This window comes from Nonomuraea rubra (assembly GCF_014207985.1).
Lineage (GTDB): Bacteria > Actinomycetota > Actinomycetes > Streptosporangiales > Streptosporangiaceae > Nonomuraea > Nonomuraea rubra.
Genome location: NZ_JACHMI010000001.1, coordinates 8,727,293 through 8,742,294, shown reverse-complemented (window position 1 = coordinate 8,742,294; position 15,002 = coordinate 8,727,293). Strand labels below are relative to the sequence as shown.

The 15,002-nt window shown below is 71.2% G+C and carries 14 protein-coding genes and 1 riboswitch; of the genes, 4 read left to right on the top strand and 10 right to left on the bottom strand.

Annotation, left to right across the window (positions count from 1 at the left end; genetic code table 11):
* Positions 1-30: 30 nt before the first annotated feature.
* A complete protein-coding gene (locus tag HD593_RS39835; RefSeq protein ID WP_185107321.1) occupies positions 31-225 on the bottom strand; it encodes a heavy-metal-associated domain-containing protein in 195 nt (64 codons plus the stop codon).
* Between the two features lie 14 nt (positions 226-239).
* A complete protein-coding gene (locus tag HD593_RS39830; protein ID WP_185107319.1) occupies positions 240-461 on the bottom strand; it encodes a hypothetical protein in 222 nt (73 codons plus the stop codon).
* 940 nt (positions 462-1,401) lie between these two features.
* On the opposite strand from HD593_RS39830, the gene HD593_RS39825 reads away from it, so the two are divergent.
* The 4 genes from HD593_RS39825 to HD593_RS39810 all read left to right on the top strand — a co-directional run bounded on the left by HD593_RS39825 (position 1,402) and on the right by HD593_RS39810 (position 5,729).
* The gene (locus HD593_RS39825; RefSeq protein ID WP_185107317.1) at positions 1,402-3,234 is read left to right on the top strand and encodes a cytochrome c oxidase assembly protein; all 1,833 of its coding nucleotides are present in this window, start codon (positions 1,402-1,404) and stop codon (positions 3,232-3,234) included.
* 34 nt (positions 3,235-3,268) lie between these two features.
* The gene (locus HD593_RS39820; RefSeq protein WP_185107314.1) at positions 3,269-3,811 is read left to right on the top strand and encodes a hypothetical protein; all 543 of its coding nucleotides are present in this window, start codon (positions 3,269-3,271) and stop codon (positions 3,809-3,811) included.
* Positions 3,812-3,963: 152 nt separating this feature from the next.
* The gene (locus tag HD593_RS39815) at positions 3,964-5,325 is read left to right on the top strand and encodes a PepSY-associated TM helix domain-containing protein (protein WP_185107312.1); all 1,362 of its coding nucleotides are present in this window, start codon (positions 3,964-3,966) and stop codon (positions 5,323-5,325) included.
* Positions 5,326-5,447: 122 nt separating this feature from the next.
* A complete protein-coding gene (locus HD593_RS39810; protein ID WP_185107310.1) occupies positions 5,448-5,729 on the top strand; it encodes a hypothetical protein in 282 nt (93 codons plus the stop codon).
* A gap of 5 nt (positions 5,730-5,734) precedes the next feature.
* On the opposite strand, the gene HD593_RS39805 is transcribed toward HD593_RS39810, so the two are convergent.
* From HD593_RS39805 to HD593_RS39770, 8 genes are all read right to left on the bottom strand, one after another.
* Positions 5,735-6,175, bottom strand: coding sequence for a DUF4383 domain-containing protein (locus HD593_RS39805; protein WP_185107307.1), 441 nt, complete (start codon positions 6,173-6,175; stop codon positions 5,735-5,737).
* Between the two features lie 38 nt (positions 6,176-6,213).
* Positions 6,214-6,882 (bottom strand): fasciclin domain-containing protein, encoded by a 669-nt coding sequence (locus HD593_RS39800; protein WP_312904050.1) that lies wholly within the window; start codon positions 6,880-6,882, stop codon positions 6,214-6,216.
* 66 nt (positions 6,883-6,948) lie between these two features.
* A riboswitch (cobalamin riboswitch) is annotated at positions 6,949-7,133 on the top strand.
* A 644-nt stretch (positions 7,134-7,777) separates the two neighbouring features.
* Positions 7,778-7,993, bottom strand: a complete 216-nt coding sequence (locus HD593_RS39795) for a DUF2188 domain-containing protein (RefSeq protein ID WP_312904048.1) — start codon at positions 7,991-7,993, stop codon at positions 7,778-7,780.
* A gap of 529 nt (positions 7,994-8,522) precedes the next feature.
* Positions 8,523-10,286 carry a thiol reductant ABC exporter subunit CydC gene (gene cydC / locus HD593_RS39790; RefSeq protein ID WP_185107303.1) on the bottom strand — a complete coding sequence of 588 codons (1,764 nt, stop codon included), beginning with the start codon at positions 10,284-10,286 and terminating at the stop codon, positions 8,523-8,525.
* Positions 10,283-12,001, bottom strand: coding sequence for an ABC transporter ATP-binding protein (locus tag HD593_RS39785; protein ID WP_185107301.1), 1,719 nt, complete (start codon positions 11,999-12,001; stop codon positions 10,283-10,285). Before HD593_RS39785 ends, cydC begins: the two co-directional genes overlap by 4 nt.
* Complete coding sequence (locus HD593_RS39780) at positions 11,998-12,741, bottom strand: ABC transporter ATP-binding protein (RefSeq protein WP_185107299.1); 744 nt, start codon at positions 12,739-12,741, stop codon at positions 11,998-12,000. The genes HD593_RS39785 and HD593_RS39780 overlap by 4 nt, the downstream gene beginning before the upstream one ends.
* Positions 12,738-13,835, bottom strand: a complete 1,098-nt coding sequence (locus HD593_RS39775) for a FecCD family ABC transporter permease (RefSeq protein ID WP_221525211.1) — start codon at positions 13,833-13,835, stop codon at positions 12,738-12,740. Before HD593_RS39775 ends, HD593_RS39780 begins: the two co-directional genes overlap by 4 nt.
* The gene (locus HD593_RS39770) at positions 13,832-14,842 is read right to left on the bottom strand and encodes an ABC transporter substrate-binding protein (RefSeq protein ID WP_185107297.1); all 1,011 of its coding nucleotides are present in this window, start codon (positions 14,840-14,842) and stop codon (positions 13,832-13,834) included. Before HD593_RS39770 ends, HD593_RS39775 begins: the two co-directional genes overlap by 4 nt.
* Between the last annotated feature and the right edge of the window lie 160 nt (positions 14,843-15,002).

Genomic DNA, 15,002 nt, shown 5'->3' with positions numbered 1-15,002 from the left:
GGGCCACCCCGCCGGGCTCGTTCACACACGTCAGGCGACCTTGAAGCCCGCCTCCTGCACGGCCTGCCGGACCAGGTCGGCCTGAGGCCCACCGGTCACGTCCATCCTGCCTGTCGGCAGGTCGACGACGACGCCCGTGACGCCGGGCACCTCGCCCACCGCCTCGGTGATCGAGTTCACGCAGTGCTGGCAGTTCATGCCCGTGACGACGTAGGTGCTGGTCATCGGTCCTCCTTGGCTCAGTGGGCGAGTTCGAGCTGGAGCACGCGGTCGAACTCGCCCGCCCGCGCCTTCTCGACGAGGTCGCCGAACTGGTCGGCGCTCATCTGGATCTGCTGGCCGAAGTCGTCGGTGATGACGATCCGCTTGTCGGCGACGGCGTCGGGCGCGAGGTATACCTGCGGGCAGCCGCAGCTGCAGTTGCCGCACAGCGCGGCGAGGTGGGTGAGCTGGTCGTTCATGGTTGTCTCCTTCAGGGAAGTCACACGACTGCTGGGGTCCTGCCTGCGGTGCAGGAGGTCCCCGTAGTACGCGGACGTGTCTGAGGAGTAGCCGTACGGGTGCGTCGTCGTCCTCACGGGTGTGGACGACCGAGCCCGGCCGGGCCAGGACCCGTCCGGCCGTCATGAGCATCGGGCGCAACGCCCATCCGGCGAGTTGCCGGACCATGGCGCACAGGCCCGCCTCCAGCCATCGGAGCCACACGGAGGTGAGCAGCACGGCGGCGGTGTGCATGAGCAGCATGTCGGAGCCGGTGGGCCCGTGCGTCGTCGTTCCCGGCATGCCGGGCATCTGCTGCGCGCCATGCGCCATGTCCTGCTGTGCCGTGCTCCGGGTGAGCAGGACGTGCAGGATTATCTGCGACGTGGCCGTCGCGGGAAGGACGGAGGCCAGCGTACGTTCGCGTCCGGTCAGGGCCAGCGCGGGCAGCAGGAGGAGCAGGAACCCGCACGTGACCGGGGCGGGCTCGAACGTACCGCCGCCGGCCAGGTGTCCGAGCGTGGCCAGCGCAGCGCAGGTGGCGGCGAAGCTCGCCGCCCGCATCCACCTCACTGGCGAGAACGGACCCATCGAGGCCGACCCTCCCACACGGTCATCTCCGCCGTCGTCGCACCGCGCTGGTGTCGCGCAAAGAGACGTTGTGGAGGGAGGTACGTGGCAGGCCGCCACCCGGTTCAGCCCCGGTGGAACGGGATCTGTGGCGGTCGGCGTGGTCTCGAACGACATCATCGCTGTCACGGCACTCCGGCAGCCGGTTGAACCGGGCCCATGCCGCCTGCGTATCACCCTTGTGCGCCGAAGGGACGGCCATGGCCAGAACCTGTCGGCGGTGGGAGCATGGGGATGCCGCGCATTCGGCGGTCGCCGAGGTGTGGCCTGGGGCGATGTGGCGGGTTCGCGATGAGGGTTTCCGTACGGGCGTACACCGCGTTCGCGGTCGGCGCAGGCGTTCTGGTGCTCGTCGCGGTGCTGGGCTTCGGAGGGGGAGCCGGGCAGCCGGAGATCGCCGGGCTGCCCACCGCCGGGCCGCTGACCGACTGGGGGCTGCCGCTGGCCCGCTTCGCCCACGACCTGTGCGCGGTGGCCTGCGTGGGAACGCTGCTGGCCGCCGCCGTTCTCGCCCCCGCGACCTCGCCCGAGTCGGCGCGTTGCCTGCGCGCGGCCCGTGGCTGGGCGCTGGGCTGGGCGTTCGCGACGTTGCTGAGCTACGTGCTGACCCTGTCCAGCTTCATCCCCATGCCGGTGGCGGGTCTGCTCGCCGCGCCCGACATGCTCGCGTTCGGCACGGAGCTGCCGCAGACGCGGGCGCTGCTGCTGGTGCTGGCCGTGACCTTCGTGTCGGCGGCGGCCACGGTCCTGCCGAAGGTGCCCAGGTGGGTGCCGCTGGCGGTCGCGGCGTTCGGCCTGCTGCCGCCCGCCTATGTGGGCCACGCCGCCTCGGCGGGGGACCACGATCTCGCCATCTCCGCGCTGATGACGCACCTGCTGGCGGTGTCGCTGTGGGCTGGCGGCCTCGGCGCTGTGCTGATCTACTTCCGGCGCTCGGCCGACCTGCCGGTCGTGCTGCCCAGGTTCAGCACGATCGCGCTCGGCTGCTTCGCCGGAGTGGCCTGGTCCGGGCTGGTCAGCGGGTGGGTGCGGCTGAACGTGCCCGCCGATCTGTGGCAGAGCCGGTACGGGCTGCTCCTGCTGGCTAAGGCGGCCGCGCTGGTGGTGTTGGCGTGGTTCGGCTGGAACCATCGTCGCCGCACGGTCGAGGGCGTGGCCGAGCGCGGGGTGCGCCGTACGTTCGTGCGGCTGGCGGCGGCCGAGGTGGGTGTCATGGTGGCGGCGATGGGGCTGGCCGTCGGCCTGTCCCGCACGCCACCGCCGCCGGGTGACGGGGGCGGGCATGACCACCTCGTGCTGGAGTACGTCCTGGCGCCGTACTCGCCCGGCAGGCTGATCACCGAGGTGCGGCTGGATCCGCTCGTCGTCCTGCTGCTGGCCCTGCTCGCCGCCGGATACCTGATCGGCGTGCGCAGGGTGCCCGCCTGGCCCCGGGGAAGGGTCCTCGCCTGGCTCGCCGGCCTCGGGCTGGCCGCGCTCGCGCTCCTCGGCGGAATCGGTGGCTACGGGCGGGCGATGCCGTTGGCCCAGGCCCTGCAGCACGTCCTGCTCACCGTCGCTGCCCCGCTCCTGCTCTGCGCCGCCGCGCCGGTCACCTTGGCGGCCCAGGCCACGACGAGTGCCTCGCAGAATGGCGGCCTTAGCTCGCGAGCGTTCGGACGGCGGGTCACGCATCCCGCTGTGCTGATGGTGGCCTACCCGACGCTGTTCCTGCTCCTGTACGGCACGAGATGGCTGCCGTGGAGGCTGGCCGGGTATGCGCCCCATCTGGCCACCGCATTCCTCTTCTTCGGCCTGGGCCTGCTGGTGTCGTGGGTGGTGCTGGACGTCGATCCGCTGTACCGGCCGTTCCCGTGGGCTGCACGGGTCCGGCTGCTGGCGGTGGTCGTCGGGACGCACCTGGCGGTCGGCACGTACCTGTTGGCCGGGCCGTTGATCGCAGGGGAGTGGTACGCGCTGGCGGCACCGCCGGGCGTGCCCGACCTGCTCGCCGACCAGCGTGCGGCCGGGGCCGCGTACCTGATCGTGTCCCTGCTCGTCCTCGCACCGGTGGGCCTGCGCCTGGCCCTGCAACGACAGACCGCCCGAGCGCGCCAAGCGCAATCCAGGCATGTGGCACGATAGCGGGGTGTCTGTCGGCCGGCCTCTCCTGCGCGCCTTGCGTGCCTCCGTGTTCGCGGTGGCCTGCGTGCTGGTGTCGGCCGCGCTGCACGTCATGGCCGGGGGCACGATCTCGCACCCCGGGATGATCGTCACCGCCCTGGCCCCCGCGTGGACGGGTGCGTATGTGCTCGGCGGGCGCCAGCGCGGCGTGCCCGCGCTGCTCGCCGCCTGCTTCGCCGCCCAGTACGGCATGCACCACCTGTTCGGCGCGACGCTGCCCGACCTGCCGTTCATGACGGGCCAGGCCGCGCACGAGCATGGCGGCGGGCTCGGGATGTTGCTGGTCCATACGGTCGCGGCGTTCGGGTCGGCGTGGTGGCTGGCCAAGGGGGACGCCGCCCTGGCGACCTTGCTGCGCCTGGCCGTCGCGTCCGTCGGCATGCTCTGGACCGCGCTGCTCATCCTGGTCTGCGGACCGGTCGACGCCGTCCGTCCCGGCGGCGCCGCCTGTTGGGACGACCCGGCGCCGCGCCGGCCGTCACCGTTCGCGGCGACCGTGCTCAGACGCGGTCCGCCGATCGTCTTCTCCGTTCTCTGACCGGGCCTTCGGGTCCGGAATCGGGCCGCGGCCGGTGCCGCGGCCATGTCCGCGTGGCCTTCGCGCTCACCTCGCAGGCCCGCGTCCGAACTGTCTCGCGAGAAGCCGCGTACCTGTCGAAGGCGCGTGCTCGCAGAACGGAGAAGCACCTCGTGACCTCGTCCATCGACGTCTCCACCGCACCAGCCGAGCAACCGGCTTCCCGCCGCGGGGTGGCCTTGCGACCCCTTGTACGGCGGCTGCACTTCTACGCCGGGCTCCTCGTCGCGCCCTTCCTCCTGGTGGCCGCGACCACCGGCCTGCTGTACGCCGCCTCGTTCCAGATCGAGAAGATCGTCTACCAGCACGAGCTGACCGCCCCGGTCGGCCAGACTCGCCTGCCTCTCGACCAGCAGGTGGCGGCGGCCAGCGCGGCGCTGCCCGACGGGAAGGTCAGCGCGGTGCGGCCGGGCACGGAGGCCGGCCAGACCACCCGGGTGCTGCTCGACGTGCCCGGCCTGGCGCCCAGCACCAGGATGGCGGTCTTCGTCGACCCCTACACCGCCCAGGTCCGCGGCACCTTGGAGAGCTACGGCAGCTCCGGCGCGCTGCCCGTACGAGCCTGGATCTCCAACCTCCACCGCCACCTTCACCTGGGAGAACCGGGACGCATCTACAGCGAGCTGGCAGCGAGCTGGTTGTGGGTCGTCGCTCTCGGCGGCCTGCTGCTCTGGCTCACCAGGCGCCGCCGCCAGCGCCGCCGACTGATCCTGCCCGAGCGCGGCGCTCCCGCCGCGCGGCGCACGCTGTCCTGGCACGGCTCCGTCGGCGTATGGGCGGTGCTGGGCCTGCTGTTCCTGTCCGCTACCGGCCTGACCTGGTCGAAGTACGCCGGCGCCAACATCGGCGACCTGCGCTCCGCCTGGGGATGGGGCACCCCGGCGATCGACACCTCCGGCGGCGAGCACGCCGCACACTCCTCGGGCGGGCACCAGCACGGCGCTACCTCCACGTTCAGCCTGGACCGGGTCGCGCAGGCGGGCGCGAGCAAGGGCCTGTCCGGTCCGCTGGAGATCACCTGGCCGGCCGAGGCCGGTGGCCCCTACCTGGTCAAGGAGATCGACAACCAGTGGCCGGTGCGCCTGGACCAGGTGGCCGTCAGCACCACCACCGGACAGGTGAGCGCCGAACTGCGCTTCGACGACTACCCGCTGGCCGCCAAGCTGACCAGCTGGGGCATCTCCGCTCACATGGGGACGCTGTTCGGGCTGGCCAACCAGATCGCGCTCATGGCGGTCGCGGCCGGGCTCATCACGCTCATCGTGCTCGGTTACCGCATGTGGTGGCAGCACCGCCCCGCCTCCACGCCCGCCCGTGGCGCCTGGAGGCAGGCCGGCTGGGCCGCGACAGGGCTGCTGGCACTGGTCGCCGTCGGCATCGGGGTCTTCCTGCCGCTCATGGGCATCCCCCTGGTGGCGTTCCTGCTGCTCGACGCCGTACTGGGCTGGCGGTCCCGCAGTGTGAAGGCCCGATAGAGGCGCGAGGGCCGCGCCTGCCCGCGCGAACCTCACCTTTGCACGCCGGTACTCATTTCTCCATATCGGCGGACCTCGGCGACTTGATCTCACCGGACGAACGGGCGCTGCCCTCCGCGAGCATGGACCAGATCGCCGCCGCACTGGGGTGCCCTCGCCTCGCGGTGCAGGTCGACGCCGCGGAGCTGCGCCAGGCCGCCGGCGACACCGCCGGCGGCCGTGCCACCCTGCTCCCCTTCGCTACCGAGGAGGGCGAGCGTGCCTGGCTCGACGAAGCCCAGACGTACGGCGGCACCTCTCTGGTCGGCGATCGGTGGGTGGTCGTCTCTGCCGGAACGCTCCTTGAGAGCCTGCAGCGGCGGCTCGGCGGTCGCATCGAGCGATCCCAGCCGCACTCACACTGAACAGGTCACGGCTTGCGCGAACGGCGGCCGGTGAGAAGGCCGAGGGCGATCATGGTGGCGCCGAGGAGGAGATGCAGCCGGTTGTCGGCGGTGTTGAGCGGAACGAAGTCGGCCGGGCTGTCCTGCTCGATGAGCCGGCCGTAGAGCCAGAGCGACAGGTAGATGGCGCCGCCGCCGAGCAGGAAGCCGCGGGCGCCGTTGAAGGTACGGGCGAGCATCAGTCCGGCGACGCCGAAGGCCAGATGGACGAGGTTGTGCACCATGGAGACCTGGAACAGGCCGAGCAGCAGGGCGCCGGAATCATGCCCGGCGAAGGTGAGCCGGTCGTAGCCGATGGTGACGCCAGGCACGAAGCCAAGGACACCGGCCAGGAGGAACGCGGCGCCGACCATGGTGGCGGACCCGCGCAACGCGGAACGGCGCGGTAGGAGGATGGGGGTGGTCATGCCGGTTCTCCTTGGCGAGAGCGGGCTCGACGCCCGGGTCAGCTCGTGGGCACCAGGACGGTGTCGATGAGGTAGACGGTGGCGTTGCGGGTGCGCACGTTGCCGCAGACCACGGTGGCGTCACCGACCAGGTAGCCATCGTCGGTGTACACGGTGGCGACCTTGCCGCCCTGCAGCGTGGTGAAGGAGCCGCGCTTCAGGTCTTCGCGGGTCTTACGACCCCGGACGACGTGATAGGTGAGGAGGTCGGTCAGCGTCTTCTTGTCGGCCAGCACCCTCTTGAGGACGGCTTTGTCTATCTTCGCGAAGGCGTCGTTAGTCGGGGCGAAGACGGTGATGTTCTCGGCCGTGTTGAGTGTGTCCACGAGTCCGGCCCTTTTCACGGCGCTGACCAGGGTGGACAGGAGCGGATTTTTGGAGGCGGCAGTGGCGACAGGCTCGTCGGCCATGCCGGTGAAGCTGCCCTCGCCGTCGTCGGGCATCGCGGAGCAGGCCATCCCGAACTGCTCATCTGTCTTGGCCGGCTCGGGGCTGGCGTCGTCGCCGGATTCCGCGGCCATCGGCGGGCTGGCGCTCGGCGCGGGGGCGGTGCCGCTGCTGTTCGGAGCCGTGGCCGCGCCGGATCCTGTGCCGCAGGCGGTCAGTGTGATCAGGGATACGGCTAGGGCCAGGCCGACGCCGAGGCGCTTGGTCGCGATGGCAGTCACACCAGGGATTCGGAACCGATCATGAAACGGATGCGTGACGTTCCTCTAGCTGCATGGAGGAAGGGGCGCATATGAGACGATTCTGGACGAAAGCGACGGCGGAACGAGGAAGCCGGTGTGAGTCCGGTGCGGTCCTGCCACTGTGCTCGGTGAGCGATCCCGACATGGGCCACCGCCCCGGCGAGGGGTGGGAAGGCCTGGGGTGAGTGTCGGCCCGAGCGTCAGGAGACTCCCGCGGTCGCCTCCTCGAAGAAGTTGGGGCGGATTTCCCCCAGGAGAGCGAGGCGCCGCTGGCGGTGGAGCCGGACTTCGTCTACGGCGGCTGGGACAGCGTCTTCGAGGACAAGGCCGGGCGCAGCCGTGAGACCCTGGCCAGGGCCGGGACTACTCCTTCCTCAATCTAAAGGACTACGCGACCGGCCCGGTGGTCACGGACCTGCTGGAGGAGAAGTTGCGCACAATCGGCCGCATCTTCGGCGTGAGCGACCGGGTCGAGCCGGTGGAGGCATGGTCGCGGCTTATGGAGAATTTGGGTCGCAGCCGCGAGGGCAGCGAGTACGGCCTGGTATGTAACATCGAGGGCCGCCTCCAAGATCGGGGACGGGCACGGGATTCACTTCGATGCGAGTACCGCACTTAGGACAGTCCGGCCAGTCCTGGTTTCGGAATTCCGTCCATGTCAGCCCACTCCCCGTACTGGGCCCAACCAGGCGGTGGCTGTTGTCCGGATCAAGGCGCCAGTGTGTCTCGATCATGCTGCCTCCTCATTGGTCTGATGCGACAGCATCAGCCCGTGAAGCGGGGTCAGGTACGAAGCGCGCCGCCTTGGCGTTGTGGTGTGGTCCCGTGAGTCCGAGGGCTCTTCGGCCCTCGGACTCATTTACTCTTTCGGAACTCAGCCCTTCGGCGGGTACGGATCGTTCCCGGGGGCGATGGTCCGCTGGTCGCGGATCTGGCCGTCAGTGTTGTGGATGCGAAGCTCGCCGCCGCCGTCGTTGGTGAGGATCTGCGATCCGCGGGTGATGGCCTGGGCCTGGGTGGGCGCCACGGCGCTGGCCCGGCTCGCGCCGGGTCTGGTGACCTCCCAGTTGCCGTCCTCGCGACGAACCACGTCACGAGAGTTGGCCCTTCTCGACATGTTCCCTCGATTCCGAGGTAACCACCCTTTGGCGATCGTCCCGCCCTTGGGGCGGGCGTAGATCCGGGGTAGGGTCCAAAGGCGCGACCAACGCATTCAGGCCCACTGTTGGGGTGGCTGGCCTCTTAGGTCATGGCCCCAGCAGGGGCCTGATCCATTTCTGTCGAGCTTAGTAGAGCAGGTTCCTGCCACCAGATCAAGCTCATGCCACAACATGTCGTCACCTAATCGAAGTGAGGCACTAGATGTTGTGTCTGAGGGGGGCAGCCTGGCGACAAGGCCCCTGAGGAGGCTCTCACACGAGACCGACAATTTCTCGCGCTCAGAATCTGATCGCTGGTCGTTCGTGCCCCTCCGCCGATGAGCCCGCTGTCGCGACCGGCCGACCCGGTGCCGACCCAGCTCGTTGGTCGACGACACTTCAACGATCGGGCGTCCGCCATGTGAAGCAACCTTCCGTGTCGGAGGGGCCACCGGCCCCTCCGTCTGGCGCCGCGACTCCTCACCGATCGCCGAGCTGGGTGGCCAGGAGCCGGGTGTAGGCGCCGTCGCGGTCGATGAGCTCGGCGTGGGTGCCGGTCTCGGCGACGCCTCCGCCGTCGAGGACGATGATGCGGTCGGCGGTGCGGATGGTGGACAGGCGGTGGGCGATGATCAGGGTGGTGCGGTCGTGGCGGGCGGCGGTCATGGCGGCGGCGACCTCCTGCTCGCTTTCGGCGTCGAGGTTGGAGACGGCCTCGTCCATGATGAGGATGGGGGCGTCCTTGAGCAGGGCGCGGGCGATGGCGATGCGCTGGCGCTGGCCGCCGGACAGGCGGGCGCCGAGTTCGCCGGGCAGGGTGTCGTAGCCGTCGGGCAGCGCGGTGATGAAGTCGTGGGCGTGGGCGGCGCGGGCGGCCGTCTCGACCTCGTCATCGGTCGCGTTGGGGCGGCCGAGGCGGATGTTGTCGCGCAGCGGGATGTTGAACAGGTAGACGTCCTGCGGGACGAGGGTGATCAGGCGGCGCAGGTCCTCCTGCGGGAAGTCGCGTACGTCGTGGCCGCCGATGGTGATGGCGCCGGCGGTGACGTCCCACATGCGCATGAGGAGGCTGGCGCAGGTGGACTTGCCCGCGCCGGAGTGGCCGACGAGAGCCAGCGTTTCGCCGGGCGCGAGGTCGAGGGTGACGCCGGTGATGGCTTCTGGGAGGTCGGGAGCGTAGCGGAAGCGGACGTCGTCGAAGCGGACGCGAGGCTCGATCGGGCCGGGCGGGGGGACCGTGACGCGGTCGGTGACGGGGGCCGGGGTGCCGAGGATGGTCATGATGCGGTCGCCGGCGGCGATGACGAGGTTGAGGTCGCGGGCCACGTCGGTGACGGCGATGACCGGGGCGAAGGTGGTGGCGGCCAGCACGACGGCGACGGGGAACAGGGCGGGTTGCAGGCTGCCCGCCGACGTCAGCAGGGCCGCGGTGACGAGGACGGCGAGCAGGCCGAGGGTGGTGGCGGCGTTGGTGACGGCGTGTTCGAGGCCGGAGCGGCGGCCGTGGGCGAGTTTGGCGTCCAGTAGCCGCTGGTCGTGTCCGGCCAGGCGGTCGAGCTGGCGGGCGCCGGCACCTGAGGTGAGCAGCTCGCGCAGCCCTTGGAGGGTGTCGACGGCTTCGGCGTTGAGCTCGCCGAGTTCGGCGCGGAGCTTGGCGCCCTGGGCGGCGGCGCGCTTGCGCAGCCAGGCGGGCAGGAGGGCGAGCAGGATCAGGGCAGGGGCGAGGGCCGCGGCGAGGGCGGGGTGGAAGGCGGCCAGGGCGGTCAGCGCGGCGACGGGGACGGTGACGGCGCTGATCAGCGGGCTGAGGGTGTGGGCGAACCACAGCTCCAGTTGCTCGACGTCGGAGATGGCGGCGGTGCCGAGGTCGCCGGAGCGGCGCTGGAGCAGGTAGCCGGGCGCGAGGCGTTCGAAGGCGGCGTAGACGCGGCCGCGGACGTCGGCCAGCACGCGGAAGGCGGCCACGTGGGCGAGGTAGGACTCCAGCCACGGGGTGAGGGCCAGGAAGGGCAGCAGGAGGCCGAGAGCGATCAGGCCGCCGCGCAGGTCGTCGGGGGTGGCGCCGGTGATGGCGCGGCTGACCACCCAGGCGCCGACGCCGGCGGAGGCGAGGACGACTAGGTGGTGGGCGATGCCGCTGGCGATCGCGACCAGGAGCAGCGGGCGGTGAGGGCCGAGCAGGGCCAGGATCGGACGGAATCGGGAGCCGCCGGGACGGGTGATCGTGACGGTGGTGGCGGTCATCGGGCGGCTCCGTTCTGGGCGGCGACCAGGCGGGCGTAGGCGCCCTGGCCGGCCAGGAGTTCGCTGGGCGGGCCGGCTTCTGAGATGCGGCCGTCGGCCATGACGATCACTCGGTCGGCGGCCTGGACGGTGGACAGGCGGTGGGCGATCATCAGGGTGGTCCGGCCGCCGGACAGCGTGTCGAGGGCGTGCTGGATGGCGGATTCGTTGGCGGCGTCCACGGCGGAGGTGGCCTCGTCGAGGACGAGGATGGGGGCGTCCTTGAGCAGGGCGCGGGCGATGGCGATGCGCTGGCGTTCGCCGCCGGAGAGCTTCAGGCCGCGTTCGCCGACGACGGTGTCGTAGCCGTCGGGCAGGGCGGTGATGAAGTCGTGGGCCTGGGCGGCGCGGGCGGCGGCTTCGAGCTGCTCGTCGCCGGCGTCGGGGCGGGCGAGGGCGAGGTTGCGGCGTACAGTGCCGTGGAAGAGGTAGGTGTCCTGCGACACCACGGCGATCAGACTGCGCAGCCGGTCGAAGGACAGGTCACGGACGTCGACGCCGTTGACGGTCACCCGGCCCGCGGAGGGGTCGAAGAAGCGCAGCAGCAGGGAGGCGACGGTCGTCTTGCCGGCGCCCGAGCGGCCGACGAGGGCGACACGCTCGCCGGGTGCGATGTCGAGGCTGAAGCCGTCCAGGGCGGGGCGGTCGCGGCCCGGGTAGCTGAACGTCACCTGGTCGAAGGACACCGAGGGCGGGCCGGTCAGACCGAGCGGGGTGGTGCCCTGCTCGGGTTCGGGGGTGTCGATGATCTCGAAGACGGCCTTGAGCGAGGGGACGGCGTTGTAGCTGGAGTGGTAGGCGGCCTCCAGCTCCTTCAGCGGCCGGAAGCTCTCGGCGGTCAGCAGCAGGATGATCAGCAGCTCGGTGACGGTCAGCTCGCCGGCGGCCAGGCGGAGTGCACCCGTGCCCAGCGCCACGGCGGTGCCCAGGCCGATGATGAACGCGACGCCGCCGACGTAGCCGATGACGATGGCCATCAGCCGGATCGAGTCGCGGCAGAACTGCTCGGCCAGGCGGCCCAGCTCGGCGCCGCGCCGGCCGCTGGCGTTGAACGCCTTGAGCGTGGCCATGCCCTGCAGCGCGTCGAGGTTCTCGGCGTACAGGCCCTTGTAGCCGCGGAACCAGGCGGCGTTGCGGTCGCGCAGCACGCGGTCGGAGACCAGCGGCAGCACCGGCATGAGCAGTGCGCAGGCCAGGACGACCGCGCCGACCAGGGGGTCGAGGGTGAACAGGTACGCGGTGACCGCGATGGCGCCGAGGACGGCGGCGATCACCTGCGGGAGGAACTTGCCGATGTAGGCGTCGGCGGTCTCGATGCTGTCGACCAGGGTGGTCTGGGCCGAGCCCGTGCGCCCGCGCTGGGCGTGGGCGGGGCCGAGTCGCAGCAGCTTGACGGTCAGGCGGCGGCGCAGCTCGGCCTTGACGGCGCCTGAGGTACGCAGGGCGACGCCATCGCGGGCGGCCAGGGCGACGCTGCGGACGAGCTGCAGGGCGACGACCGCGGCGACCGGCCAGACGATCGAGGACGCGTCCTGCCCGGCGAAGATACGGGCCAGGGACTGGGCGATGAGCAGGCCCTGTCCGACGTAGGTGGCCGTGATGGACAGCAGGAGTATGACCAGTCCGGCCAGCCGCCATCGGATTTGAGGGGTTAAGGCCAGCAGTCGGGGGATCACTGCTCCTCCTTGAGCCGTTCGAAGACGAGCTGGGGGCGCTGGACGGCGCGCACGCCGTACACCTGCGAGATCAGTTCGGGGGTGAGGACCTGGCCGGGCGGGCCGCCGGCGACGATGCGGCCGGCGTTTATCACGTAGAGGCGGTCGCAGAAGGCGGCGGCCTGGTTGAGGTCGTGCAGCACGGCGAGAGTGGCGATGCCGAGTTCGCGGATCAGATGGAGGAGTTCGAGCTGGTGGCGGATGTCGAGGTGGGAGGTGGGCTCGTCGAGCAGGAGCAGTTGGGTCTGCTGGGCGAGGGCGCGGGCGAGCAGGACGCGTTGTTTCTCGCCGCCGGACAGGGTGGCGAAGACGCGTTCGGCCGCGTCGGCCAGGCCGACGCGGTCCAGCGCGCGGGCGCACAGCTTCTCGTCGGTGGCGGCGTCCGGTTTGTGCGGGGTGCGGCCCATGGAGACGATCTCGGTCACGGTGAAGTCGAGGTCCGCCGGGATCTCCTGGGCGACGACGGCGGTGCGCTGGGCGGCCTGGCGGGCGGGCAGCCGGTGCACGTCGTCGCCGTCCACGGAGATGAGCCCGGCGCAGGGGCGCAGCGCCCGGTAGATCGTGCGCAGCAGCGTCGACTTGCCGCAGCCGTTCGGCCCGACGAGGGCCACGAACTCGCCGTCGTCGACCAGCAGGTCGGCTTCGTACACGATGGGGTGGCCGTCGAGGGCGACGGACACGCCGCGCAGGTCGAGCTTCATGAGACGGTCACCGCCCGGTCCACGGAGCGCCGGCGCAGCAGCCACAGGAAGAACGGCACGCCGAACAGCGCGGTGACGATGCTCAGCGCGAGCTCCTGTGGGGCGTTGACGGTGCGGGCGGCGATGTCCACCAGTTGCAGGAAGACGGCGCCGAGCAGGGCGGTGACGGGCAGTACCCGGCGGTGGTCGGCGCCGACGAGCAGCCGGGCGGCGTGCGGCACGATCAGGCCGACGAACGCGATCGCCCCGCTGGTGGCCACCAGCACGCCGACCAGCAGCGAGGTCAGCACGAACAGGATCAGCCGGAAGCGGTTGACGTTCACCCCGAGCGATACGGCCGTCTCCTCCCCGGCGGCGATCGCGTTCAGCGGGCGGTGCTGCAGCAGCAGGTACGTCACCCCGGCGGCCAGGACGACGGCGGGCAGCGGCAGCATGTGCCACCGGGCCCCGCCGAGGCTGCCCATCAGCCAGAACAGCACCTGCTGGGCGGCCCGCCCGCTCTGCGCGGCCTGCAGCACGTAGCTGTAGGCGGCCTGGAACAGGTAGGCCAGCGCCACCCCGGCCAGCACCAGCCGGGACGGGGTGAGCCGGCCGCTGCGCTGCGCCAGCAGGTAGACCAGGCCGAGGGCGAGCAGGGAGCCGGCGAAGGCGGCGGCCGACAGCGACAGCCCGCCCAGCGCCGAGGCGCCCAGGATGAACACGCACACCGCGCCGAACGAGGCGCCGGAGGAGATCCCGAGCAGGAACGGGTCGGCCAGCGGGTTGCGCACCAGCGCCTGCAGCACCGCGCCGACCACCGCCAGCCCGGCCCCGACGAGCAGCGCCAGCAGCGCGCGCGGCAGCCGGAACTCCCACACGATCTGCTCCTGCACCGGCGTCCACGTGCGCGGCACCAGGCCGGGAACGAGCCGGTCGGCCACGATGCCCCACGCCTCCGGCAGGGCGACGTGGACCGCGCCGATGCTCACCGCCAGCCAGGTCGAGGCGAGGGCGGCCACGGCGAGGGCGGCGAGGAGCAGCACGAATCGGCCGGCGCGCCGGTGGGCCGGTCCGGCGCTCACCGCCTGGGCAGGCGCCACGTCCTGGGCGGTCATTGCGCGAAGGCGTCCGGGTGCAGGAACCGGGCGATGTCGGTGACCGCCAGGATGTTGCGGTAGCCCGGGTGCTGGGCGGCCACGGGCAGGGCGAGGTAACGCTTGTCCCTGGCGGCGGGGCTGTTCCTGGCGATGGCGAACGCCTCCTCGGCCTTGGCGGGCGAGCTCGGCATGTCCTCGCCGCGCAGCGTGGCGTAGTCGCTGACGAGCACCGCCTCGGGCTGGGAGGCGCTCACCTTCTCGACGCTGACCTCGGTGTAGTCGCCCTTGACGTCCTTGAGGACGTTCTCGCCACCGGCCGCGGTGATCATCTGGTTGGTGATGCCGGAGCCGCCGTAGGCGTTCACCGGGCCCTTGCCGCCGTCGGTGGCCAGCACCTTGACCGGGGTCCGGCCCGCGACGCGCTTCTTCACGTCGGCCAGCCGGCCCTGCAGCTCGCCGACGAGCTTCTCCGCCTGGTCGGGAACGCCGAAGATCTTGCCGAGGTTGCGCAGGTCGGTGAAGGTGTCGTCGATGGTGAACTGGAGCACCTCCTCGGGGCTGCACCACCCGCCGAGGATGTAGACCGGGCTGCCGGCCGTGTCCAGCTCCTCCACGGTGGCGTAGCCGCCGGCGGCGTCGAAGCTGGCCATCGCGTTGTCCAGGACGAAGTCCGCGCCCTGGGCCAGCATGACCTCCTTCTGCGGCAGCATGATCGTTTCGGAGATCTGCGGGATCCGGTCGTACTGCTCCTTCTGGCCGGGCAGGAACGCGCTCTCGCCGAAGTAGGTGCGGCCGGCGATCCGGTCGCCCAGGCCGAGGGCGAGCAGGGTCTCCAGGGAGGGGTGGTAGCCGGTCACCACCTTGGACGGCGGCTGGTCGAAGGTGAGCTTGCGCCCGCAGTTCTCGACCGTGACGGGGAAGCCGGCTTGCGAGGCCGCCGCGGTGGCAGCGGGTTCCTGGGTTGCGGGCGCTTGCCCACAGGCGGTCAGCGTCAGGGCCGCCACCAGGACGAACAGCTTTCTCATGATCCGGCTACCGCCTTCAGCGACGCGCTGTCGCGACTGATCGGAATGGTTGGAGCAGAACAAGACAGGCGGCCCATGCGGTGAGTCTCCGAAGATGGAAGGTCAGATGATCGGGAGGTGCAAAACACCCCATTCTGCTCATATGTCGCAAATGCGAGCA